15 protein-coding genes and 1 tRNA gene are annotated in these 23,737 nt (G+C 67.9%); 10 read left to right on the top strand and 6 right to left on the bottom strand.

What is annotated here, in order from left to right; all coding sequences use genetic code 11:
- Positions 1-16 precede the first annotated feature (16 nt).
- Positions 17-1,546, bottom strand: a complete 1,530-nt coding sequence (locus K0817_RS01265; RefSeq protein ID WP_219979280.1) for an ABC transporter substrate-binding protein — start codon at positions 1,544-1,546, stop codon at positions 17-19.
- A 197-nt stretch (positions 1,547-1,743) separates the two neighbouring features.
- On the opposite strand from K0817_RS01265, the gene K0817_RS01270 reads away from it, so the two are divergent.
- Positions 1,744-2,499, top strand: coding sequence for a TetR/AcrR family transcriptional regulator (locus K0817_RS01270; RefSeq protein WP_219979281.1), 756 nt, complete (start codon positions 1,744-1,746; stop codon positions 2,497-2,499).
- The gene (locus tag K0817_RS01275; RefSeq protein ID WP_219979282.1) at positions 2,496-4,940 is read left to right on the top strand and encodes a glycoside hydrolase family 2 TIM barrel-domain containing protein; all 2,445 of its coding nucleotides are present in this window, start codon (positions 2,496-2,498) and stop codon (positions 4,938-4,940) included. Before K0817_RS01270 ends, K0817_RS01275 begins: the two co-directional genes overlap by 4 nt.
- 73 nt (positions 4,941-5,013) lie before the next feature.
- On the opposite strand, the gene K0817_RS01280 is transcribed toward K0817_RS01275, so the two are convergent.
- Complete coding sequence (locus K0817_RS01280) at positions 5,014-5,511, bottom strand: DUF6326 family protein (protein ID WP_219979283.1); 498 nt, start codon at positions 5,509-5,511, stop codon at positions 5,014-5,016.
- Between the two features lie 188 nt (positions 5,512-5,699).
- Here K0817_RS01280 and K0817_RS01285 point away from each other — a divergent pair, with 188 nt between their 5' ends.
- The 8 genes from K0817_RS01285 (at position 5,700) to K0817_RS01320 (ending at position 19,590) form a co-directional block, all read left to right on the top strand.
- The gene (locus K0817_RS01285; RefSeq protein WP_253735107.1) at positions 5,700-6,317 is read left to right on the top strand and encodes a TetR/AcrR family transcriptional regulator; all 618 of its coding nucleotides are present in this window, start codon (positions 5,700-5,702) and stop codon (positions 6,315-6,317) included.
- A gap of 120 nt (positions 6,318-6,437) precedes the next feature.
- Positions 6,438-7,442: an NAD(P)-dependent alcohol dehydrogenase gene (locus tag K0817_RS01290; RefSeq protein ID WP_219979284.1), complete on the top strand. Its 1,005-nt coding sequence runs from the start codon at positions 6,438-6,440 to the stop codon at positions 7,440-7,442.
- 347 nt (positions 7,443-7,789) lie between these two features.
- Entirely contained in the window at positions 7,790-8,539 is a 750-nt protein-coding gene (locus K0817_RS01295) for a head GIN domain-containing protein (RefSeq protein ID WP_219979285.1), read from the top strand.
- Positions 8,540-8,929: 390 nt separating this feature from the next.
- Entirely contained in the window at positions 8,930-10,282 is a 1,353-nt protein-coding gene (locus K0817_RS01300) for a hypothetical protein (RefSeq protein ID WP_219979286.1), read from the top strand.
- Between the two features lie 71 nt (positions 10,283-10,353).
- Positions 10,354-11,034 carry a hypothetical protein gene (locus K0817_RS01305; protein WP_219979287.1) on the top strand — a complete coding sequence of 227 codons (681 nt, stop codon included), beginning with the start codon at positions 10,354-10,356 and terminating at the stop codon, positions 11,032-11,034.
- Positions 11,035-11,260: 226 nt separating this feature from the next.
- Complete coding sequence (locus K0817_RS01310; protein WP_219979288.1) at positions 11,261-13,879, top strand: carbohydrate-binding protein; 2,619 nt, start codon at positions 11,261-11,263, stop codon at positions 13,877-13,879.
- A 76-nt stretch (positions 13,880-13,955) separates the two neighbouring features.
- The gene (locus tag K0817_RS01315) at positions 13,956-14,567 is read left to right on the top strand and encodes a hypothetical protein (protein ID WP_219979289.1); all 612 of its coding nucleotides are present in this window, start codon (positions 13,956-13,958) and stop codon (positions 14,565-14,567) included.
- Positions 14,568-14,658: 91 nt separating this feature from the next.
- The gene (locus K0817_RS01320) at positions 14,659-19,590 is read left to right on the top strand and encodes a glycoside hydrolase domain-containing protein (RefSeq protein ID WP_219979290.1); all 4,932 of its coding nucleotides are present in this window, start codon (positions 14,659-14,661) and stop codon (positions 19,588-19,590) included.
- A 41-nt stretch (positions 19,591-19,631) separates the two neighbouring features.
- Here K0817_RS01320 and K0817_RS01325 read toward each other — a convergent pair whose 3' ends face one another.
- From K0817_RS01325 to K0817_RS01340, 4 genes are all read right to left on the bottom strand, one after another.
- Positions 19,632-21,404 (bottom strand): serine hydrolase domain-containing protein, encoded by a 1,773-nt coding sequence (locus K0817_RS01325; RefSeq protein WP_253735108.1) that lies wholly within the window; start codon positions 21,402-21,404, stop codon positions 19,632-19,634.
- Between the two features lie 238 nt (positions 21,405-21,642).
- Complete coding sequence (budA, locus tag K0817_RS01330; RefSeq protein ID WP_219979292.1) at positions 21,643-22,374, bottom strand: acetolactate decarboxylase; 732 nt, start codon at positions 22,372-22,374, stop codon at positions 21,643-21,645.
- A 103-nt stretch (positions 22,375-22,477) separates the two neighbouring features.
- Positions 22,478-22,550, bottom strand: a tRNA-Met gene (locus K0817_RS01335).
- Positions 22,551-22,710: 160 nt separating this feature from the next.
- On the bottom strand, positions 22,711-23,724 hold the full coding sequence (locus K0817_RS01340; RefSeq protein WP_219979293.1) for a YafY family protein: 1,014 nt from the start codon (positions 23,722-23,724) through the stop codon (positions 22,711-22,713).
- Positions 23,725-23,737 lie beyond the last annotated feature (13 nt).

A 23,737-nucleotide genomic window follows, 5' to 3' on the forward strand; every position in this document is an offset into this window, starting at 1 on the left:
GACGGGCCGGAGTCGGTCAGCTCTTCGGCGAGAAGCCGAACAGCGACGGGTAGGCGTTGGTCGGCCAGAATTCGAGGTCCGTGTTCGCGTCGACCGCGTAAGTGCCCTGCACCCGGTAGAACGGTGCGAACCATGCCTGGTCCACGATGTATGCGTTGAGGTCGGCAGTGGCCTGCGCGGCCTCTTCCTCGGTACCCATCTGGATCGTGGTGATGTACTCGTTGACCTGCGGGTCCTCGTAGTGGAACGGGTTGAAGGTCGCCATCGGAGCGATCATGAAGTTGATCAGCTGCCAGTCGGGGTTCTGCTCGAGCGCCATCCACGTCGCCGGGTACTTCGGGGCGAGCATGTCGGTGATGAAGTTGCCGGTGCCGGGGTCGGTGTAGTTCACCGTGATCCCGATGTCGGCCAGCTGCTGCGCGACGAGGTCGAAGGTCGTCTGGAATGCCGGCGTCGACATCATGTTCAGCGTGAAGCCGTTCGGGTAGCCGGCCTCCGCGAGGAGGTCCTTCGCACCCTCGGGGTCATACCCGTACGTGTCGTCGAGGGCCTCGTCGTAGCCAACCGACGTCTCGGGGAAGACCTGCTCGGTCACCGTGCCGTAGCCCGACTGCAGTGCCTCGAGGAGTGCCTCGCGGTCGAACGCCATGTTGATCGCCCTGCGGACGTTGACGTCGGCCAGCTCGGGCGCCATCGTGCCGGCGCGGTCGAACAGCAGCATGCCCTGGAAGTCGAGCTCGTTGGCCTCGATGGTCCAGCCGGATGCCTCGATCTCGGGGATCGTGTCGTTGGCCACGATCTTCGCGCCGTTCATCTCGCCGGCCTTCAGGGCGTTGAGGGTCGCGGTGGGGTCCTCGAGGACGTTGATCGTGAGGTTGTCGTACTTCACGGCCTCCGGGTTCCAGTAGTCCGGGTTCGCCGTGTAGAGGTACGTGGTGCCGGTCACCGATGCGGCGGTGTCGAGGACGTACGGTCCCGAGCCGACGGGGTTCGTCGCGGAGTCGGGGTCGTCGAACGTCGACGGCGCCTGGATGAGGCCCTGTGAGTTCGACAGGAGGTTGACCAGCGAAGGATCTGGGGCAGGCAGCGTGATCGTCACCGTGGTGGCATCGACTGCGGCGAACTCCTTGCCGGCCATGGTCGCCGCCTGCGGCGAGGTGCCGTCACGGTAGTACTCGAGGCTGGCGACCACTGCCTCGGCGTCCAGCGGCGTGCCGTCGGTGAACTCGACGTCGGCTCGGAGCGTGAGCGTGAGCACGGTGTTGTCGTCGTTGTACTCCCACTCGGTGGCAAGCCAGGGCTCGATCTCGCCCTCGGCGTTCTTCTGGAGGAGCGTGTCGAACACGGCCTGGAAGAACGGGCTGCGGTTGCCCCATTCTGCGCCCTGCCCGATGTCATAGCTCGTGGGGGCGACGATCGCGGTGAGGGTGAGGCGATCGCCGCGACCTGAGTCGCCGCCGCCGGTGTCGCCCTGTCCGCCCGCGCAACCCGTGAGCGCGAGGGCGGCGATCGCGATGGTGGCTGCTGTGGCCTTCCAACGGAACATCCTTGGTCCCTTCATCTGTGGCGATGCCCCTGCGGATCGCCTGCTGATGGCAGACGCTAACAGCAATTTCGAGTGATCGCTAGGTTTTGGCTCTAAAAAACTAGCGATTACTCGGAATTCGTTATAGAACTGATCAAGAAGGAACCCGACAAGCACCGATGGAGGTGCACGAGACGACTCGGGGATACGGTGAGACGATGACCGAGACCACCTCCGCCGCAACGCGGAAGGGGACCGCTCCCACGGCGAAACGCAAGCCCCGCGGCGAGTACGCGAAGTCTGCTGCCACTCGAACGGCCATCCTGGACGCCGCTCTCGAGGTGTTCGCCGAGTCGGGCTACCGCGCCGGTTCGCTGCGAGAAGTGGCCGAGCGGGTCGGTATGAGCGAGGCGGGGCTGCTGCACCACTTCCGCAGCAAGAGCGCGCTGCTGCTCGCGGTGCTCGATCACCGGGACGCGCTCGCGCGTGAACTGGTCGACTTCGAGCTGCCCGACGGCGTCGAAGCGCTCCGGGGGCTGGTCGCTCTCGCGCGGCACAACGCCTTGATCCCCGGGGTCGTCGAGCTCTACTGCACGCTCTCGGCCGAAGCCACCTCGCCGACGCACCCTGCGCACGCATACTTCGTCAATCGGTACGAGTCCGTGCGCGCGAGCGTGACCGCGTCCTTCCAGCGCGTAGCCGATTCGGGGCGTCTCATGCCGGGCGTGGACCCGGGCCGCGCCGCCGTCGCCACGATCGCCCTCATGGACGGCCTGCAGGTGCAGTGGCTTCTCGACGCGGAGTCCACCGATATGGCCGAGGCGCTCGCCGAGGCGTTTCGCGCCATGGTCAGCGGGTTCGACCTCGCGGGCATCGAGCAGGTGCTCGACGCGCGGTCGGCGGATGCGGCATCCGTCACCGCTGCCGACAACACTGCCGAGATCCCCGACGCGAGCGCGGGCGAGACGGCGTGATCCGCGAGCCCTTCCTCGACGGCTGGACGGTCGGGCCGAAGCTCGGCGCCTTCGAGGCGCCGACCCCCGAGTCCGCGCCGAAGCCGGTTCGGCTGCCGCACGACGCGGCGCGTGACCTGCCCCGCTCGGCAGACAGCGACCAGGGCGTGCACACCGGGTACGTTCCCGGGGGCGTGTTCGAGTACGCGAAGACGATCGACGTGCCCGAAGAATGGCGCGACAAGACGGTGCGGCTCGAGTTCGAGGGCGTCTACCGCGACGCGGTCGTCTTTCTCAACGGCGACGCGGTCGTCCACGAGCCGAACGGCTACAACGCTTTCGAGGCCGTTCTCGACCCGTACCTGCGCTACGGCGAGCAGAACCGGATCACCGTCGAGGCTCGCGCGCACCGCGACAGCCGGTGGTATTCCGGAGCGGGCATCTACCGGCCGGTGCATCTCGTCGTCGCCGATCCGGTGCACATCCCGCTCGACGGCACGCGCGTCACGACGCCTGACATTGATCCAGACCGCGCGATCGTGTGCGTCGCGACGACGGTGTGCAACGGCTCGCGGCATACGCGCACCCGGAGGCTCACGTGGGTGGTGGAGGGGCCCGACGGTTCCGAGGTCGCCGCGGGAGCGTCACCCGTGACGGTGCTGCCGGGGTCGGATGCCGTCGCGCGTGTGCGCCTTGCGGTCGACGACCCGGCGCTGTGGAGCGACACCAGCCCGTCCCTCTATCGCGTGCGCACGACCCTCGCCGGAGAGGACGGACACCTGATCGACACGGATGCCGTGGCCTTCGGCATCCGTCGTCTGCAGGTCGACCCGCGCCGCGGGCTGCGCATCAACGGCGAATCGGTCACGCTGCGCGGCGCATGCATGCATCACGACAGCGGACCGCTCGGGGCGGCGACGTTCGCCGACGCCGAGGACCGGCGCGTGCGGCTGCTGAAGGCTGCGGGATTCAACGCGCTCCGCAGCGCGCACAACCCGATGAGCCGCGCGATGCTCGACGCATGCGACCGGCACGGTGTGCTCGTGATGGACGAGCTGACCGACACGTGGACCCGCTCGAAGGTCGCCTTCGACGCCGCTCCGGGCTTCGCGGAGCGCTGGCGCCACGATGTCGAGGCCCTCGTCGCGAAGGACGTGAACCACCCGAGCGTCATCATGTACTCGATCGGCAACGAGATCCTCGAGCTCGCGACCCCGGCCGGATCGGCGTGGAGCCGGCGCCTTGCAGACGCTGTGCGCGAGCGCGACGACACGCGCCTGGTGACGAACGGCATCAACGGCATCATCGCCAACCTCGACCGCATGGGGACGGATGCCGGTGCCGGCGACGCCGACGGGCCGGACGCATCCGACCCGAACACGATGATGGCCGCGATGGGCGACATGATGGCCGCCGCCAACGCGTCGGAGCTGGTGACGCAGTCCACCGAGGAATCGGCGTCGGTGCTGGACGTCGTCGGGTTCAATTACGCCGAGTCGCGCTACGAACTGGACCGCGAGCTGTTTCCGAATCGCGTGATCGTGGGCTCCGAGACGTTCCCGTCGCGCATCGAGAAGATGTGGGAGCTCGTTCAGCGCCTCGACCATGTGATCGGCGACTTCACCTGGACCGGCTGGGATTACCTGGGCGAGGCCGGCATCGGCCGCGTCGACTACACCGACGAGCCGGGTTACACGCCGACCGGCACGGCCGGACTTTATCCGCACCTCGTTGCCGGCTGCGGCGACATCGACATCACAGGCCATCGCCGGCCGGTCTCGTACTATCGCGAGATCGTGTTCGGCCTGCGCACCGAGCCGTATCTGGCCGTGCACCCTCCGCGGCACCACGGCAGACCGACCGCGACGACGCCGTGGTCGTGGGACGACTCGGAGTCGTCGTGGACGTGGGACGCCGAGCCTGGCGCGCCCGTGACGGTCGACGTCTACGCGGCCGCCGAAGAGGTGGAGCTGCAGCTCGACGGCCGCACGGTCGGCATCGCCGCGGTCGGAGTCGAGAAGGCGTTCCGTGCTCGGTTCGAGACGGAGTATCGCCCCGGCGAGCTGGTCGCCATCGCCCGAGCCGGCGGCCGGGAGATCGGTCGCATGCAGCTGCGTACGGCTGGGCAGATCACCCTGGTCGCGCGAGCGGAAGAGTCGGAGATCGCCGCCGACGGCCTCGGCTTCATCGGGATCGAGCTCGCAGACGCCGACGGCGTCGTGGCGAGCGAGGCTGACCGGCTCGTGACCGTGGCGGTCGAGGGCGACGCCGAGCTTGCGGGCCTCGGCACCGGACGCATCCGCACCGAGGAGTCGTTCGCGGGCCCATCCGTGACCATGTACCGGGGCCGGGCGCTCGCGATCGTGCGGCCGACCGGTCCGGGAGCGGCGACGGTCAGGGTGACCGCCGAGGGACTCAGCCCCGCGGTCGCGACGCTCGCGATCGTGGGACCGCGGGGCTGAGAACTGCATCCGTCGACATCTCTCCGGGAGGGCGAAGCCATCGGCCCGGGTCCGCGCGGCGGGATACGGAGGCCTACTGTCGAAGGTCCTCTCGCGGTCGGCCGGCCGTCGCGACAGCTGCAGCGTCGGAGTGGGCGTCGGCGTGGGTGCGGGGCCAGGTCCAGGCGGAGCGCAGGATGAAGGCCAGCAGCAGCACCTCGATCCCGATGGAGAGGGCATAGAAGAAGGCCCATTCCCAGGACTCCCCGACCGCGTTGAACACCGAATAGGGGATGAGGAGCGATGCAACGACGAGGTTCGTGGTGCGGTTCACCCGGGTGGGCAGGGTCATGGAGAGCATCACCATCACTGCTGGGATCGCCACGGACGCGAGGAAGATCGTCAACAACGTCGGGCTGACGTCGAACTCCCAGACGAGGCCATTCAGGATGCCGTGGACGACGCCGGGCTTGTAGAAGTTCAGGACGTCGACGTAGACGTAGAGGAACATGAAGCTGGTCCATGCGGCGGCGAGCTTGGCCTGCACGGGGATCGGCGGGTTGTCGAGCGGGGCTGTGGTTCGGGTGGTCATTGGTTCGTCCCTTGGTTGCGGCGGTTGCGACGCAGTTGACTGGTTCGTACGCCGTACGACTACGCGTCGTACACTGTACTATCGACGTACGCCGTACGATTGTCAAGCTGTTCGAGCGAGCGGGGAGACGTGTGGCTGCCAGGAGAGAACGCCAAGGCGCGCCAGATGCGGGACTGAGCAAGCGGCGCGTGGTGGTCGAAGCGATCCGGCTCGCTGACAGCGAGGGGGTCGACGGGCTGACCATGCGCCGGCTCGCCGGCGCGCTCGACGCGGGTGCGATGTCGCTGTACCACTACGTGGGCAGCAAGGATGACCTGCTGGACGCCATGATCGATGTGGTGTTCGATGAGATCGAACTGCCGACCGCAGAGACCGACTGGCAGTCGGCGATGCGCGGGCGGGCAGCATCGGCCCGAAAGGTTCTCGCGCGCCACCCGTGGGCGATCACGCTCATGGAGTCGCGGACGTCGCCGGGGCCCGCGAACCTCCGCCACCACGAAGCGGTCACCGCCTGCCTGCGGAGGGCCGGCTTTTCGGTCTTGATGGCGACGCACGCCAACTGGTTGCTCGACAGCTATGTCTACGGTTTCGCGCTGCAGGAATCCAGTCTGCCGTTCGACACCGTCGACGAGTTCGCGCACATGGCTGAGGACGTCTACCTGCCGCAGCTTCCTCCTGACGAGTTCCCCTACCTCAACGAGTCGGCCGCGGCGCTCGCCGCTGCCGGCTTCGACCCGGTGGAGCACTTCATCTTCGGCCTCGACCTCGTCCTCGCCGCCCTCGAGCCCTTGCGGGACTCCGCGTAGCGACGCTCGCGAACCCGCCACTGGTGGAGCAGCTCGACCAGGGGCGACATCGAAGCGTTGCCCGGCGCGGCATCCTGCGCAGATCGGCCGCGAGGTAATCTGCACATCGAAGGAGGACAGATGCGCGCGTGGCACACCGCAGGCGACGGAATCGACGCCCTCGAGTCGTCCGAACGAGAGGTGCCCGTCCCTGGCTCGACCGAGGTGCTCGTGCGGATCGGCGCACTCTCGCTGAACTACCGCGACCTACTGGTCATCGAGGGCGAGGGCGGGTGGAGGCCGGAGTCGTCTGTCGTGCCGATCTCGGATGCTGTCGGCACCGTCGTTGCCGTTGGTGACAGGGTCACGCGGTTCAGCGAGGGCGACCGGGCGCTTCCCGTCTTCCTTCCCTTTTGGCGAGATGGCGGTCTCACCGCCGAGACCTACCACTCACCGGTCGGCGGGCCCGTCAACCGCGGGATGCTGGCCGACTACGTCGTCGTCGACGAGCAGGAAGCGGTGCGCCCGCCGTCGCACCTCGATGACGCCGGCGCGGCGACACTCCCGATCGCTGGTCTCACCGCGTGGCACGCCGTGACTCGCACGGCGGTGGGCGCGGGTGACACGGTACTGATCCACGGGACCGGGGGAGTGGCGCTGTTCGCCGCTCAGATCGCCATCGCCAAGGGCGCGCGCGTGATCATCACCTCGAGCAGTCCCGACAAGCGCTCACGGGCCGAGCGGCTCGGTGTGGTCGCGGCTCTCGACTACCGGAACGAAGACGTCGCTGCCCGCGTGAGCGAACTCACCGATGGGGCCGGAGCAGACGTGGTCATCGAGACGATCGGTGGGACGAATCTGAACCTGTCGCTCGAAGCGCTCCGCATCGGCGGCAGGATCGCGTTCATCGGCTTGATCGAGGGGCTCACTGCCGAGGTCAGCACGTACATGCTGGTCACCAAGAACGCCACGCTTCACGGGATCGAGACCGGCTCGCGGGCAATGCTCGAGCAGCTCGTCGAGTTCACAGAGGAGCACGAGCTCATCCCGATCATCGACTCTGCCTACGATCTCGACGACATCCGTGACGCCCTGAAGCACCTCAAGGCCGGCAACCACTTCGGCAAGATCGTGCTCCGCGCGTGAACCGAGCGTCAGCGACGAGCATCAAGGTCTCGTCTCGGAGCGTTGCACCTGCTCGGCGAGAATGTCCAGCGCGCTCTCCCAGCCGTCTCGGGTGTCGCTGTCGATCGGGCCGTCGGCGGTGAGCACGAAGGTCATGCGAGTGTGCTCACCCTCCGGGTCGAGCGACACCGTGATCTTCGGCGCCGTTTCGGGGTCGGATGCGACTCGCCGGTCTCGTCGTTGACCATCGGGTAGGCGTACTGTGAGTCGCGCGGCGCTGCTCCGTCATCGATCAGACGTAGACGAAAGAGATGTCGAGCATCGTCGAAGCTCTGTCGGGCCGGCGGAGATGGCGGAAGGAGTCACCGATGAAGGAGACCGGATGCCGGATGCCCGGCGCCCTCGTGATCGCGGCGTCGGCGCTCGCGCTGTCCGGGTGCTCGCTGGCGATCCCCACCGGGCCGGTCCCCAGCACTGGGCCGCTCCCCACCACCGGGCCGATGACCTCGGAGGAGCGGGACATCGACGACGTGTCGCACGTGGTGCTCGACACATCGGGTCATCTCGTCGTATCGGAGGGGGAGCCGGCACTCACGATTCACGCACCGAGCGGAGTGATGGACCGTCTCACATCGGACGTGGATGGCGACACCCTCGTGCTGTCGATCGAACCCGGCTTCGTGATGACGTTCGGTGAGGTGCGATATGAGCTCACCGTCCCCCGGTTGGAGATGCTCGAGGTGAACGGTTCCGGCGATGTCGAGGCGACGGTGTCGGCCGACGACACGGTGCAGCTCAGTCTCGACGGCTCGGGTGACGTCGACTGGTCGGGGCTGGACGCCGATCGCGTCGAGGTGGGCCTCGCGGGCTCGGGCGACATCGCGCTGAGTGGCTCGGCTGTCGAACTCTCCGTCGACGTCGGCGGCAGCGGCCGCGTCGACGCGGAACAGCTCGACACTGAGGATGCCGTCATCGCCCTCGACGGCTCCGGCGACGTCGACGTCACGGTGAGCGACACCCTCTCCGTCGACGTCGCGGGCAGCGGACAGGTCACCTACTCCGGCGACCCGAGTACGGACGTGCGCGTCTCGGGTTCGGGAGACGTCCTGCGCCGCTGACCGAGATCGTGTCTCTACGCGCCCGCTCCGGGCTCGCGGCGTGCAGTCCCGGAGGGGCGTTCTTCCGGCCGCGGTCGGCGTCTATCAGGAGAAGAATGAAGGTCGCTCCGGTGAACGGAGGTGGGTGACGCTTGGACGCCGAGGCGCCCTGCTCGTGTTGCTCTAGGACACCCTCATCGTTGATTTTCCGGCCCTCGGCGAAGATCGGACCTCCGTGGGAAGGGTCCTCCTCCTCAGCATCGACCCCCGCGCCGAGCGGCCTAGGCGACATGGGCCCGGAACAGCCGGCGGTAGCGAGCGTGGGATCATCGACGAGCCCAAATCCTCGGCAGCGATTCGCCTGAACCCGAGGGCGTCGGCAAGATCGAGCACGCCCATACTCCGAAGGCCATGATGACCCGCACTCTCAGCGCACTGCTCAGCATCGTGCTGGCGTCCCTGGCGATCGCGGCGACGCCGACCCCCGTCGCCGCTGCCGAGCAAGATGACAACGCGATCACCTGGATGGTGCGACCGAGCGACGGCGTCGGGGAAGACGGCCGCTCGTGGGTCGAACTCGAACTCGACCCGGGCGAGACGGTGCAGGAGCACCTGCTCGTCCGGAATCTCGGCGCATCGGCCGTGACGTTCTCGCTCACGGCAGCGGACGGGTACTTCACCGAGACCGGTCGGTTCAACATGCTGACTGCCGACAGGGAGTCCGTCGACGCGGGCACGTGGATCGAGATCCAGGACGACGTGGAGGTTCCCGCGGGTGCCGACGTCATCGTGCCGTTCACGATCACCGTTCCCGGCAACGCCACCCCAGGCGATCACCCCGCCGGCGTCGCCGCCGCCATCCGTTCGGGTGGCACCGAGGAGGTGGGCATCGAGTCACGTGTCGGCTTCCGTGTGATGACGCGAGTGACCGGCGAGCTCGCGCCCAGCGCGGCCGCAACAGTCGCCGGCGAATACAGCGGTTCGCTGAATCCGTTCGATGCCGGCCGGATCGATGTCGACTACTCGGTCGAGAACACGGGGAACACGCGCCTGTCGATACTCCCGCAGGTCGAGGTCAGCACTTTGTTCGGGTTGGTCTCCTACACCGCGACGGGCGAGGAGATCGTCGAGATCGCGCCGGGCGAGTCCCGCGCGGCCGAGATCTCGTTCCCGTCGGTGTGGCCGCTGTTCGTCTACTCCGCGGACGTGACGGCTGTGGCGGAACCTGTCAGCGAAGATCTCGCCGCGCGTGGGATCGAGCCCGCCTCGGCGCATGCGCTCGTCGTCGCGATCCCGTGGCCGCAGCTGGTGTCGATCGCCGTCGCGGCGCTGCTTCTCTGGCTGCTGTGGCGCGACCGCCGCCGGCGCGACCGCAAGGTCGCGGAACTCGTTGCCCAGGCCCGGCGCGATGCCCTCGCCGAATCGGCCGCGGACCGGCAGCCGGCGCTCCGGCGAATGGCCGGATCAGTCGCGGTGGCGATCGCGCTGCTCCTCTCTGGACCGACCGCGGTGGCGGCCACCCCGGATGACGACCCGGTGGAGATCCGCGTCGAGATCGCACCGAGGACCTCTCCTAGCGCGACTCCGCCCGCAACTCCAGCGCCGGCTACCGGTGGCGAGGATCTTGCGACGACGGGCGCTCGCGACATGAGCGCGTGGCTGTGGGCCGGTGCGGCCGCGGTGGTGTCAGGCGCTGTGGTGACTGGCGCGGTGATCCACTCCGGGCGGCGTCGGTCCCTCGAAACCGAGTTGCGTTCCCGGTAGGCGCGCCGGGTTCACCGGCGCGACACCAGCGGGCCACCTGGGGCATCCGACAGCGGTGTTCACTATCGCCCGTGATCTCGACTCTCCCGGTACGACGACGACTCGCGTCGATCGCGGCGGCGGGCGCGCTCGCCATGACCCTCACCGCGTGTGCCGCACCAGACCTGGGCATCTCGACGGCCGAACGCACCGCATCGCCCGTCCCGTCGAGGTCGGCCAGCGCGGGCCCCTCCCAGCCGGAGCCGGGACGCACTGTCGAAGCAGTGGTGCCTGCTCACGCCGGTGACGTACGGGGTGTGCGGCTCGCCGTCGTCATTCCCGACGAGCGTGCCACGAGTCGCGCGCTGCTGGAGGGCCTCCGCGGCTTCGCGGCGGGGAACGGGCTCGTCGTCGAGGAGTTCGTCGCGACGGGGGATGCGGCATCCGTCGATGCGGCGTTCACCCAGGCGCTGGCCGCCGAACCGCACATCGTGGTCGGTCTGGGCGCTGGCACCGTCGATGTGTTCGCGTACAACTCGTCGCAATGGCTGGATCAGGATTTCCTCCTGCTGGGCGCGCAAGTCGCCGAGCCCACTTCGAACGTCTGCGCTGTGGTCTGGGAGGGCGCGACCTCGCGCGGCTCGGGGGCTCCCGCCGACGGCGATCTGGACCACACCGCAGTCGCCCCATCGCGTGCCGCGGAAGCGGTGTCCGTCGGTGTGGCGACGGTGATGTCGGGCGAATCGGGCATCGTGCTTCATCTGCCCGAGTGACGTTGACGGGTGTCGTCATGCCGCCGCCAGAGTCCAGACAGCGGGCGTTCACCTCTGCGCCGATATCAGGTCATGCCGCTTCGAGAGGTTTCTCGAGAGCGCTCTCGCGCATCTTCCCTTCATGCCAGATCGGAGCATCCTCTTGCCCACTTCCGATGTGACCGCGGACGTCGTCCGCGCCGCACACGCGACCAGGACGGTTCGGCGAACCGTAGCGGGAGCCGTCTTGGCCTCGTTGATCGCAAGCTCCGTCGTCGCGACCGCCGCGCTTCCCGCGGTCGCCGCCCAGCAGATCACGCCGACAGCCGTCACCGCTGCAGCCGAACCGCTGCGACTGGAGGGCGAGCAGTACACCAGCGGATCGAACCCCAACGGAGAAGCGCTCAAGCGCGAGTCGATCAACCTGGGCAACACATTCAACGGCACCGTCGTGCAGTTCGACGACGTGAACTTCACGAACCGCATGGGCACGCTCACCGTGCGCGCCGCCACGCGCGACGACGCGATCGGCGCAAACCCGCGCCTGGAGTTCTTCCTCGATGAAGCGATCGCAGCGAACAAGATCGCCGATGTCGCGCTGCCGACCACCGGCGGATGGAGCAACTGGCTCAACACGACCGTCGACCTCAGCACGACCGTCACCGGCGTCCACGATGTGATCATCGTCATGCACGTCGATGACCTCCCGGATCGTCGCAACTACGTCGCGAACTTCGACTACTTCGAGTTCGGTCCCGCTGCGCCGGTCGATCTTCCCGAGGCCTACCTCACGAGCGACTCGCCCTGGAAGTACTCGGACAACGGCACCGATCCGTCGGGCGACGGCTCGCTCTCGTGGACCACCGCGCAGTTCGATGACACGGCCTGGAAGGAGGCTGCCGGCGCCTTCGGATCCAAGCGCGGCGCGGCGGACCTCGGCAACGGCTACGTCGCCGACACGCTGCTGCAGTATGCGCAGACGGGCTCGGCCGACACGGTGCCGACGTACCACTTCCGCACGGAGGTGACGATCACGGCTGAGGAACTCGAGCAGCTGGACGCTCTGCAGGGCGAGCTGGCGTACGACGACGCCGTGCGCGTGTTCGTCAACGGCGAGAAGGTCGCCGGATTCGCGGATGACCGGGTGAATGGCGCCGCGAACCAGAACCTCACCTACGCGGGTGTGAGCGCGGGCGACCCGGCCACCAGCACCGTTCGGATCCCCGCCGACAAGCTCGTCGCCGGTGAGAACCAGATCGCGGTCGCGCTGTACCAGGACCGCGAGACCAGCAGCGACATCTTCCTCGACGTCAAGAGCCTCACGCCCGTCGAGAAGCAGGACGTGACGACCGCGAAGATCTCCGACCTGCTCCTCGGTGTTGGCGCGACCACGGCCGAGCGCAACCTCGTCTGGTACTCGGACATCGATGTGCCCCAGGTGGCTCAGCTGACCGAGGCATCCGCGATCATCGACGGGGTCTTCCCCGCCACGGCCTCGACGTTCCCGGTCACCGCCGGCGGCGCGACCAGCAGCGGTGAGTTCTTCCGGGACGCGACGCTGTCGGGGCTCGACGAGAACACCGAGTACGCCTACCGCGTGGGTGCGGACGAGACCGGCTGGTCGACCGTCCACACCTTCCGCACGCAGAGCTTCACGGGCGGCTTCGACTTCCTCTTCTTCGGCGACCCCCAGGTCGGCGCGTCGGGCAATCTCGCCAACGATGAGGCCGGCTGGATCGACACGCTCAACGTCGCGTCGCAGACCTACCCGAACGCCGAGATGCTCTTCTCGGCGGGTGACCAGGTCGAGAGCGCCGGCAATGAGAACGAGTACACCACGCTGCTCAGGCCGGAGCAGATGCGCAGCATCCCGTTCGTGGCGACCAACGGGAACCACGACGTGGGGTCGAAGGCCTACGAGCAGCACTACAACCTGCCGAACGAGGATCTCACCGCCGGCGCTGCCGGCAGCCCGTCGTCGTCGGGCGGCGACTACTGGTTCATCTACAAGGATGTGCTCTTCCTCAACATCAACTCCAACAGCCGTGACTACGCCTCACACAACGCCTTCCTCGAGAAGGTCGTGGCCGAGCAGGGTGACAAGGTCACGTGGAAGGTGCTCGCCTTCCACCACTCGATCTACTCCGCGGCCGTGCACGCGACGGACGGCGACATCATCGACCGCCGCAACAACATGCCCGCGAAGATCTCGGAGCTCGGGATCGACATGGTCCTCATGGGCCATGACCACCACTACACCCGCAGCTACCTGATCAAGGACGGCGAACTCGCCAACCCCGACGAGCAGGCCGCGGCCGCAGAGGTCGTCGCCGGTCCCGGCGAGGTGCTCTACGTCACGGCGAACTCGGCGAGCGGTTCGAAGTACTACAACCTCAACACGGGGATCGACCTGTGGTGGTCCTCAGTACGCAACCAGGAGCGCGTCCGCAACTACTCCGCGGTCGAGGTGACCGACGAGTCGATCACGGTTCGCACGCTGCGCAGCCAGGCCAATGGCACCGCCAATCCGGTGAACAGCGTGGTTGACGAGGTTGTGCTCCGCAAAGCCGATGAGGCTGCCGATCTGGATGTCTCGGTGTCGGCTGCGACGCGGGCGCTTGCGGGCAAGCAGTACGTCTCGGTCACGGTGACCAACAGCGAGGACGTGCCGGTGGATGTCGTGGTCACGACGGCGTACGGCGCGAAGACGTTCACCGCGGTCGCACCGGGCAAGTCGGCGGCCGTGTCGATCAACTCTCGCCTCGGGGCCATCCCCGCCGGCGAGGTCACCGTCGAGGTGACCGGCCAGGTGGGCGACGAGACCGTCACCGTCACAAAGTCCGCCTCTTACCCGGCTGCCGGCTGACCCGAAGCCGGCAGCCTCGCGGCGCAGGCGTTCCGTCTGCGCCGCGGAGATCCTTCCCCCAACGAAAGTGAATGAAATGAACAAGTCTGTCCTGCTGCGCAGCAGCGTCATCGCCTTCGGCGCCGCCCTTCTGGTGTCTGCCGGCTCGGCCGCGGTCGCCGCCGATGAAGAACACGGCACCCAGGACGTCGACGTGAACGTCGCGATCGAAGAGGCTGCCGGCCCCGGCGCTCTGGCACTGACGGTGGAGGGCGCCGACACCACCCTGGTCGAAGGTGCATCGACGGCGCTCGAGCGCACGTTCGCGGGCACGCTGCCCAAGGTCACGGTCACCGACACCCGTGCGGCCGAGGATGTGCCGGCGGGATCGGCGTGGTACGTGCTCGGCTCGACGAGCGACTTCGTGGATGCCGCCACGAACAAGACGATCGCGGCGCAGCACCTGGGCTGGGTGCCCAAGCTCGTCGCGGGCGAGGGTGAAGGCGAGCCCTTCGTCGAGGTCGGCGGCGACGTCCTGCCTTCCGAGCCGGGTCTGGTCGACCAGGAACTCCTCTACCTCGCTGACAGTGCTGAGAGCAATGCCGGCGGCGGCGTCTTCTCGGCCACGGCCGACCTGCAGCTCGTGGTTCCGGCCGATGTCGCGGCCGGCAACTACACCTCGACGCTCACGCTCTCGCTCTTCGAGTAAGACCCGGTCCGAGGCAGGGATGAGCTCGGCGCTCATCCCTGCCTCCGCCTGCGCCCACGATCGCGCCACCTCACCTGGAGATCCCACTCTCATGTCGCTCCCGTCTTCTTCCCTCCGGTTCCTCGCCGTGGGCGCGGCCGTCGCTCTGCTCTGCGCCGGCCTGCCCGCCAGTGCCGCCGCCGCGGAGCCCGCCTCGCTCGCGCGGGCCGCGGCATCCGTCGACACCGACTACACCTCGTTCGTCAACCCGTTCGTCTCGACAGAGGACGACTTCGGCCAGGATCTCGTGGGCGCGGAGGCGCCGAACTCGCTCGTCAAGATCAACCCCATGACGGTCTCGGGTCGGTCGCATAGCGGCTACGACTACGCCGAGGACCAGATCGCGGGCTTCACGCACACCAACCTCAACGGGGTCGGTGGCTCAGGTGCAGGCGGCGACCTGCTGGTCGTGCCGACGTACGAGAGCTACACCAGCCGCCCCGGCACCGGGACGTACGCGAAGAACTACAGCCACGACGCCGAGGACGCAGCGCCCGGATACTACGGAGTCGACCTCGCCGTCGCCGGCGGCGTGATCCGCGCGGAAGCGACGACGGATGTGCGCACCGGCCAGGACCGCTTCACGTTCCCGACAGCGGGAACGGCGTCGCTCGTTCTCGACCTGCGCAACAACTTCACCAGTCGTCGCGGTGCGACTCTCGACTACACGACGCTGCCGGACGGCCGCGTCGCGGTCTCGGGCGACTTCACCGGTCACTTCAACGGGTACGACTACAAGATGCACTACTACGTCGAGTCCACCGCGGCCGTCAAGAGCACGCGGACGTGGGGCGGCAGCGGGGCGCTCACGGGTACCGCGCACCAAGAGGGCACCGACATCGGCGCGGTCGTCGAGTTCGACGTCGCGGCCGGACAGCAGATCGGCCTGAAGGTCGCGGTGTCTCCGATCAGCGTCGAGCAGGCCAGGATCGACATGGCTGCGGAGATGGGCGACCGCTCGTTCGACCAGGTGCGTGCTGACACGAAGGCCGACTGGAACGCGATCCTCAGCCGTCTCGACGTGACGTCTTCGGAGACGAGTGACCCGACGGGTGATCTCAAGACGCTCTTCTACACGCACCTGTACCGCATGTTCGGCTCGCCCGTGAACGCGACCAGCACGAGCGGCACCTACCGGGGGCTCGACGGCCAGGTGCACACCGCCGACGGCTACACCCACTACGACGGGTGGGGCTTCTGGGACGACTTCCGCAAGTACGAGGTGCTCGCGATCGGCTACCCGGAGGTGTTCCACGACCAGGCGCAGTCCATCGTCGACCTCTACGCGACGTTCGCCTCGATCGGCCGCGGGTCACTCTCTAACGTGACTCACTCCGTTCCCACCGTGCGCTTCGAGCGTGCGGCCGTGGTCGTCGCCGACGCCATCGCGAAGGGCGCGCAGCTGCGCGGGCTGTCGCAGGCGTGGCCGGCGCTGGTCTCGCAGTCCGCGGGTGGATACGGCAACGCCGACAACGTGACCCGCGGATACATCGCGAACGAGGTAGACGACACGCTCGGAACGGCCTACGACGACTGGGCCATGGCGACGATCGCCGACGAGCTCGGCAAGACGCAGGAGGCGAACGACTACCGCCTTCGCGCCGCGAACTGGACGAACATCTTCAAACCGAACGCCGTCACTCTCGCCGACGGCACCAAGACGGGCCTCATCTTCCCCAAGAACGCCGCCGGCGCATGGAACGACGCCGACCCCGAGCGGTTCGAAGCCGGCAACGTGTACCAGGGCACGCTGTGGCAGTACCACTGGTATGCGGCGAACGACATGGGCGGCCTCATCCAGAAGATGGGTGGCGAGGAGTCGACGCTCAAGGCGCTCAGCTTCATGTTCGGTGAGCACGCACCCGACGACGGCCGGCGGATGCTGCACGCCAACGCGAACGAGATCGACCTGCAGGCACCGTACCTCTTCAACTACGTGGGCTCGCCCTCGCGCACGCAGGAGTGGGTGCGCAGCATCTACACGAAGGAGACGTGGAACCGCTACATCGCGACCGGCGGCACCCACGAGTACCCGTCCGGCGGCGGGGAGTTCACTCCGCCGGTGAAGATGAAGGTGTATCAGAACAGCCCGCAGGGCTTCCTGCCGACGATGGACAACGACACGGGAACGATGTCGTCGATGTTCGTCGCCGCGTCGCTGGGCCTGTTCCCCGTGCTCGCGGGATCGGACGAGTACCAGATCGGAACGCCGTTCTTCGAGAACGTGCGCATCAGCTACGAGTCCGGTCGCGCGTTCGACATCTCGGCGGAGGGCGTTTCGCCCGACGACTACTTCATCCAGTCGGCGAAGCTCAACGGCCAGGACTTCGACCGCACGTGGATCACCTACGACCAGCTCACCGCGGGTGGGGGACTGGCGTTCCGCATGGGCGACGAGGCATCCGAGTGGGCAGCCGACTCGATCGCATCGTCGTCGCTGAGTGACGAGCTGCCGAGCTCGCGCTACGACCCGATCAGCGCGATCTCGGTGTCGTCCCGTCTGTTCACCGAGGCCGCGACGGGCGACGGATCGATCGGCAACAGCATCGACCTCAACATCGCCAACGGCACGTTCGCCGGCACGGACGGCGCCGACCTGTCGGCATCCATCACCGCTGAGAACGTCCCCGCGGGGCTGGCTCTGAAGGCCGAACGCAGCGGGTCGCGCACGGTGAAGCTGTCGCTCATCGGCACGGCCGACGCGTCCGCCCCGATGGACAGCATCGACGACCTCGTGCTGAAGATCGCCGACGGAGCGTTCTCGCGGCAGCCGTCGAACGGTACGCGCGAGTTCACGCTCAAGGTCGCCTTCGAGGGCGCAACGCTCTCGATCGACACACCTCGAATGAAGGCTGCTGCCGACGGTGCGGTGGATACGACCGCGAAGCTGACGCTGAGCGGCGCCGAGTTCGCGGGAGCTGCCGGGCGCGACCTCGTCGCCGACGGCGCACTCGCGATCACGGGTCTTCCCGGCGGCGTGACCGCCTCTGTGGTGCTGAGCGGTGCCGACGCGGCGACGCTCCGGCTCACGGGGTCACTCGGCGAGTCGCAGCGCGCATCATTCGCGCTGGACTTCTCCGACGCGGCCTTCGCAGGGACGCCGGCGACGAGCGTGCGCGGGGACGGGGTGTCGGGGCTGGGAACTCTCGTGCTCGAGCGCGACCAGCAGTGGCGCGAGAAGCTCACGGCGCTCGTCGCCGAGGCTGAGCTGGTGGTTCGCGGTGCGTATTCGGCAACGTCGTTCGCAGCGTTCGACAGTGCACGCACGGCCGCTCGCGAAGCACTCGCCAGCACCACGGCGAGCGACGACGACCTGCAGTCGGCACTCGTCGGCCTCACTCGGGCGATCGAGGGGCTGCGCATCGTCGAGACGGCCTATCGCGTCTTCCAGGCGGAGAACTTCGAAGCATCCTCTGGCGGGCGTCTCGGTACGGAGTCGGGCAACGACTCCAGCGGTGTACCGTTCGGAGCCGTCAATGGTGTGCAGGTCGGCTCCTGGATCGCGTACGACGGCGTGGACTTCGCGGGGGTCGAGCCGCTGCGCGTCAAGATGCGCTACTCCAACCATCCCAGCGACAGCGCGACCGACGAGTTCATCGAGGTGCGCGTCGGAGCAGCAGACGGCCCTGTCGCAGCCAAGGTGGACGTTCCCCCCACGGCAGCCTGGAGCGACTTCACCACGGTGGAAGCCAAGATCGATGACCCGAGCGTGCTGGCGGGGGCGAACCGCCTCTACGTGGTCTTCGGAGGCACGCCCGATCCCGCCCAGCCGAACTCGTGGATCGTGAACTTCGACTGGTTCCAGTTCCTCAAGACCGCGGAGGATGCTGCGGAGTCCGTCGAACCCGTGCGGGTCGAGGCCGAGACCTACGACGCCGACAACGGCAACGGCATCAAGAAGGAGGGCGGTGACCCGCCCGCGGGCAACGTCGGGGGCACCTGGGACGGAGGCCAGCTCACCTACACCGCGCGCGACTTCGGAACCGAGCCGCTGACGCACGTCACGGTGAACGCGTCGACACGCGACGAGCGGGTCGGTGACAACAGCCGGCTCGAGTTCTACCTCGACGAGGTGAGCGAGACGACGAAGGTCGGAACCGTGCAGGTGCCCAAGACCGGTGGGTGGAGCAACTACGTCTCGACGACCGCGAAGCTCGACACCGCGGTCTCGGGCACGCATACGCTGCTGGTCGTGATGCGCACAGACGCCGTCGCAGGCCAGGAGTTCAACTACGTCGCCAACCTGCAGTGGTTCGAGTTCGGCGGGGCGCCACAGGAGAGTCCCGAGGTCGATCTCGCGGCCCTCACGGCTGCCATCGCCGAGAGCGAGGCGCTCACGGTGCACGAGGATCGGTACATCGCGATCGACTTCGCCGTGTTCCGCGCCGCGCTCGAGGAGGCCAAGCGGGTCGCCGCGACCGCCGATGTCACCCAGGATGCGGCGGATGAGGCGCAGCGCGTTCTCGCACTCGCGTCCGCGCAGCTCGAGTACGCGGTGGTGAGGCAGCTGCCGGCTCTCATCGCGCGGGCCGAGGCCGTCGATCCGTCCGCTCATGCGCCCGAGCGCATCGCGGCACTGAACGAGGCGCTCGCCGTCGCGCGTGCCGTGCCCGCCGATGCGCCCTACGAGCAGACCGCCTCAGCAGTGGAGGGGCTCACTGCAGCGCTGGACGCTCTGAGCGAACCGGACCCCGTCGCCGATCTGGATGTCTCGGTGTCGGCTTCGACGCGGGTACTGGCGGGCAAGCAGTACGTCTCGGTCACGGTGACCAACAGCGAGGACGCGCCGGTGGATGCTGTGGTCACGACGCCGTACGGCGCGAAGACGTTCACCGCGGTCGCACCGGGCAAGTCGGCGGCCGTGTCGATCAACTCGCGACTGGGGTCCATTCCTGCCGGTGAGGTGAGCGTCGAGGTGACCGGCCAGGTGGGCGACGAGACCGTCACCGTCACGAAGACCGCCTCGTATCCGGCTGCTGGCTGAGCGCTGCCACGGACAGGCCCCGCCGCTCGCGCGGCGGGGCCTCAGCTCCGGCTTTCGACCCAGTTCTCGGGCTGGAACTCAGCGGCGTCGGCGCGACGGCTGTCGTCGAAGATCAGGCCTTGGTCGCCGGCGACCGTCACCGCGTCGACGTACACGCCGCGGCCGTGCGCCTCCGAGCCGGTGGTGTAGGTCCACCGGATGTGAGTCGTCGACGGGTTGAGCTGCGCCGTAGCCTGCAACCACTGTCTGCCTTCGAATCCGGTGAACGTGCCGTCGGTCTGCCAGCGATCGCGGCCTGCCCGCAGCGACAGCGGAACCAGCTGCCAGGTCGCACCTCCGTCGGAGGATGCGTGGACGGCTCCGCCGTCGGTGTCGGACGTGTCGTACCAGAGGTCGAAGGAAAGATCCGCGCCGTCGGTGGAAACTGTGACGGGAACGGTGAGCGTCGCGGTCGTGTCGTCCACCGGCCCGGCGAACCACGCGGTGCGACCGCGCGTGGGGCGAACTGGAGGCACCATGGCGAGGTCGGTGGCGACAGCCGCACGCGGCGGATTGTCAGCGCCCCAACTGCGGCTCGGGTGCACGCGGTTGGTGAGCAGGATCATGAACGAGTGTGCGAGCGGGTCGATCACGACCGATGTTCCGGCGAACCCCGTGTGTCCGGCCGTCACCGGTGAGCTGAGCGCGCCCATGTAGCGACGTTGATCGAGCTCGAAGCCCAGCCCGTGCGCATGGCCGGGGAAAGCCTGGTTGTAGTCGGTGAAAAGGGTGCGCACCGACTGCTCCTCGAGGATCCGAGTCCCCTTGTACTGCCCCCCATTCAGCAGGGTCTGCGCCAGTACGGCAACGTCGTTCGCCGTGGAGAAGACGCCGGCGTGCCCCGAAACCCCGCCGACGCAGTAGGCGTTCTCGTCGTGCACACTGCCCCACACGATGCCCCGGCCCGTCCACGGCTGGTATTCCTCGGCCGCGATGCGGGGCTTGAGCGAGGAGGGAGGGTTGTACATCGTGTCTGACATCCGCAGCGGTTCAGTGATCTTCCGGGCGATCACCCGATCGAGCGACCGCCCGGTGACGGACTCGATGACTTTGCCCAGCGTCATCATGTTCATGTCGGAGTACAGGAACGCCTGGTTCGGCGGTGTCGCCGGCTCCACCGCGTAGACGGCCGCCCACTGCTGCTCGCGAGTCGGGTACTCGCACAGCCTCGGCTTCGGATCGGGGGGAAGCCCAGAGGTGTGGGTGAGCAGATTGAGCATGGTGATGTCGGACTTGCCGTTGGCTGCGAACTCCGGGATGTAGCGCGTGACGGGCGCATCGAGCGCGATCCGGCCCTCTTCGATGAGCTGCACCGCGGCGATCGACGTGAACAGCTTCGTCATCGAGGCCAGATCGAAGATGGTGTTCCGCTGCATCGGAATCCACTGGTCTGGCGGAATGTCGGTGGGCGTGTCATTGAGGTAGCGCAGTGCATAGCCGACCGCGTCATGCGCAAGGATGACGCCGTCGTGGACGGCCAGCGCCACGGCACCGGGATACACCGGTTCCGACGGCGACGGCCGCAGGAACCGTGTGATGTCCTGTTGGATCTGGTCGATGTACCGGGCAGCGGGAATGACCTGCCGCGCGCTGGAATAGCGCAAGCTAAGGCCTGGCTCCGCGAAGCTGATGTCGGCGCTGGTCACGCTGGGCGCATCGGCGAGCGCTGGCGGTCCGAGCTGCTGGGCGCTGACCGTCAGGCCGACGGCGGCAACAGCGCTCGTGACGCCGCGCAGCAATCGCTTGAAACCGAAACCCACACTCGGATCAACCATCTCAACCCCCAGAGTCACCTGAATCGGTTGCCGTTGGTGGCTGGAGTCCCCACTCGAGCGCGCCAATCCGTTCGGCTCCTGGAAGGCGGTTGTTCTGCGAAATCAGTCCCCGGTGTGCCCTGCACGAAATGTATCGGCTGCCGGATTCAGCCGATAGCCCCATCCGTGCACGGGGGCAGAGGTGCTCGCTACTCGACGGGCGGGGAATGGCCGGGGCGCTTCGTCTCGCTTCGCTCGTTCAAGGACGGCCCCCCTCCACTGCCACGATGCGGTGGTCCTCGTCATGTGTCAGCTCGGTCCGGAGAAAGTGCTCGTCCGTGGGCAGGCGCAGGTTGAAGCGGGAATGCGCCGCGAACTTCATATGGCCCTTGGCGATATTCACATCGAGAACGTGGCCACCGATGCTGCGGTCTTCCGAGATGAAGTGCATGTGCACGCCCGCGACGCTGATGCCCTGATAGATGCGCGGTGTCCAGAACCCCACGAGCGTGCCGCGGGTATCGGTCACCACTGTTTCGATCTGACCGCTCGTGACCTCAGCCAGCGGCTGAAACGGGCGCTCCTGACGCGGCGTCACGCGGATGCGAACGGCGGCGAACACTCCATCGACGCGGACCGCGTGAAAGAGGTTCGGACTCGCGAGACCCTTCTCGATGCCGTCAGTGAACGCAGCCAGATCGGCGCGGGCGATGGGCTGCGCCGACACCGCCGGAAGCTGGCATGCCACGACGAACGGGAGGACCTGATCGTCGACCATCCGACCCGGGCGGTCGTCCACCGTGCACTCGAACACATCGCCGTCGAGGATGACCACCTCGCCGCCGAGGTGCTCGCAGCATCCGATGCCGAAATCACCGAGTTTTCGCACGTCGGCAACCGCTAGACCCGACTCGTACGCCCCCGCAAGCAGCGCATCGAGCACGGCGAATTGCGTCACTGGCGAATCGGAGACAGATTGGTCACTGGTCACGTGCCGAGGCTATCCCGCGTTGTGAGGACGAAGCGACGCGCCCGGCGCGCTGCTCAACGCACTGAGCACGAAGCCCAGCGGGATCTCAGCCCTGCAGGATTCGACGCGACGGCGGGAGTCGAACCCGCAACGCACTCGGGTATGAGCCGATGCCCGGGACCGCCCGGATCGCCGCGATGACCCCCACGCTAACGTGAGCCGGCGTCGGTGGGGAAGGGTGTGAAGGATGGTTTCGCCGTGCGTCGGGATGTGACGGATGCCGGCGGGGAAGGTTGCTCGGAGGCTCGGGGCGTTTCGTCTCGCTTCGCTCGCTCAACGAGCGAAAGGGCGGGCGGCTCAACGGCCGGGGGCGGGACGGGCTGATTCCGGACGCGTCGGCGGAGTGGGAGCGTCCAGCGCCCGCAGCATCCGCTCGAGCGTCTCTCGCAGCTCGTCGCGAGCGGGTGACTGGAGGTTGGTCGTGTACTCGACGCCGGCGGGGATCCAGGTCAGCCCGTACATCGTCTCGCGAAAGTCGCCGCCACCCACCGGCCACCGCGTGCGGCCCTCGTCCTCGGCCGTCGCGCCCTGCCCCCACTGGCCGAACACCGCCCGCATCGACGCCAGGTCGAGCTCCATGACGGCATCCGCTTCCACCGCCTGACGCACCCATGACCGCGCGACGAAGATGAACTCCTCGATCTCTTCGGGTGTGAGCGGCTTCGGGGTGAACAGCACGCGCGTGTGCTCCACGTCGGCGAGGCGGTCGACGCGGAAGGTGCGCCAGTCCTCTTTGTCGAGGTCCCAGCACAGCAGGTACCAGTGCCGGTCGGCCGGCGCGAGCGCGTGCGGCTCGACCCTGCGTCGGGTCACCTCGCCCGAGGCCGCGGTATACACGAATCGCACACGCTCGTGGTCGCGGCTGGCCAGGGCCAGCTCGCCGAGCACCTCGCTCGACACCGGGGCCCCGGCGTTGAGCCCCGACGGCTGCACCGTCTCGGCGAGGGCGTTGACCCGGCGCCGCAGAGGAGCGGGCAGCACCTGCTCGAGCTTCGCGAGCGCGGTGATCGTGGTCTCGGGTCCGCTGACGAGGCGCTGGGATGCCGCGACCCGCAGCCCGATCGCCATCGCCACGGCCTCTTCGTCGGTGAGCAGCAGCGGCGGCACGGCACTGCCCGCCTCGAGCCGGTAGCCGCCGGCGGCACCAGGGGAGGACTCGATGCGGTAGCCCAGGTCGCGCAGACGCTCGACGTCGCGGCGCACCGTGCGCTCGGTCACGCCGAGCCGGCCGGCCAGCTCGGAACCGGGCCAGTGCCGATGGGTCTGCAGCAGGTTGAGCAGCGAGAGCGCTCGGGTCGTCGTATCGGACATGGTTCAAGATTGC

The organism is Microbacterium sp. HD4P20 (genome assembly GCF_019449275.2).
Classification (GTDB): domain Bacteria; phylum Actinomycetota; class Actinomycetes; order Actinomycetales; family Microbacteriaceae; genus Microbacterium.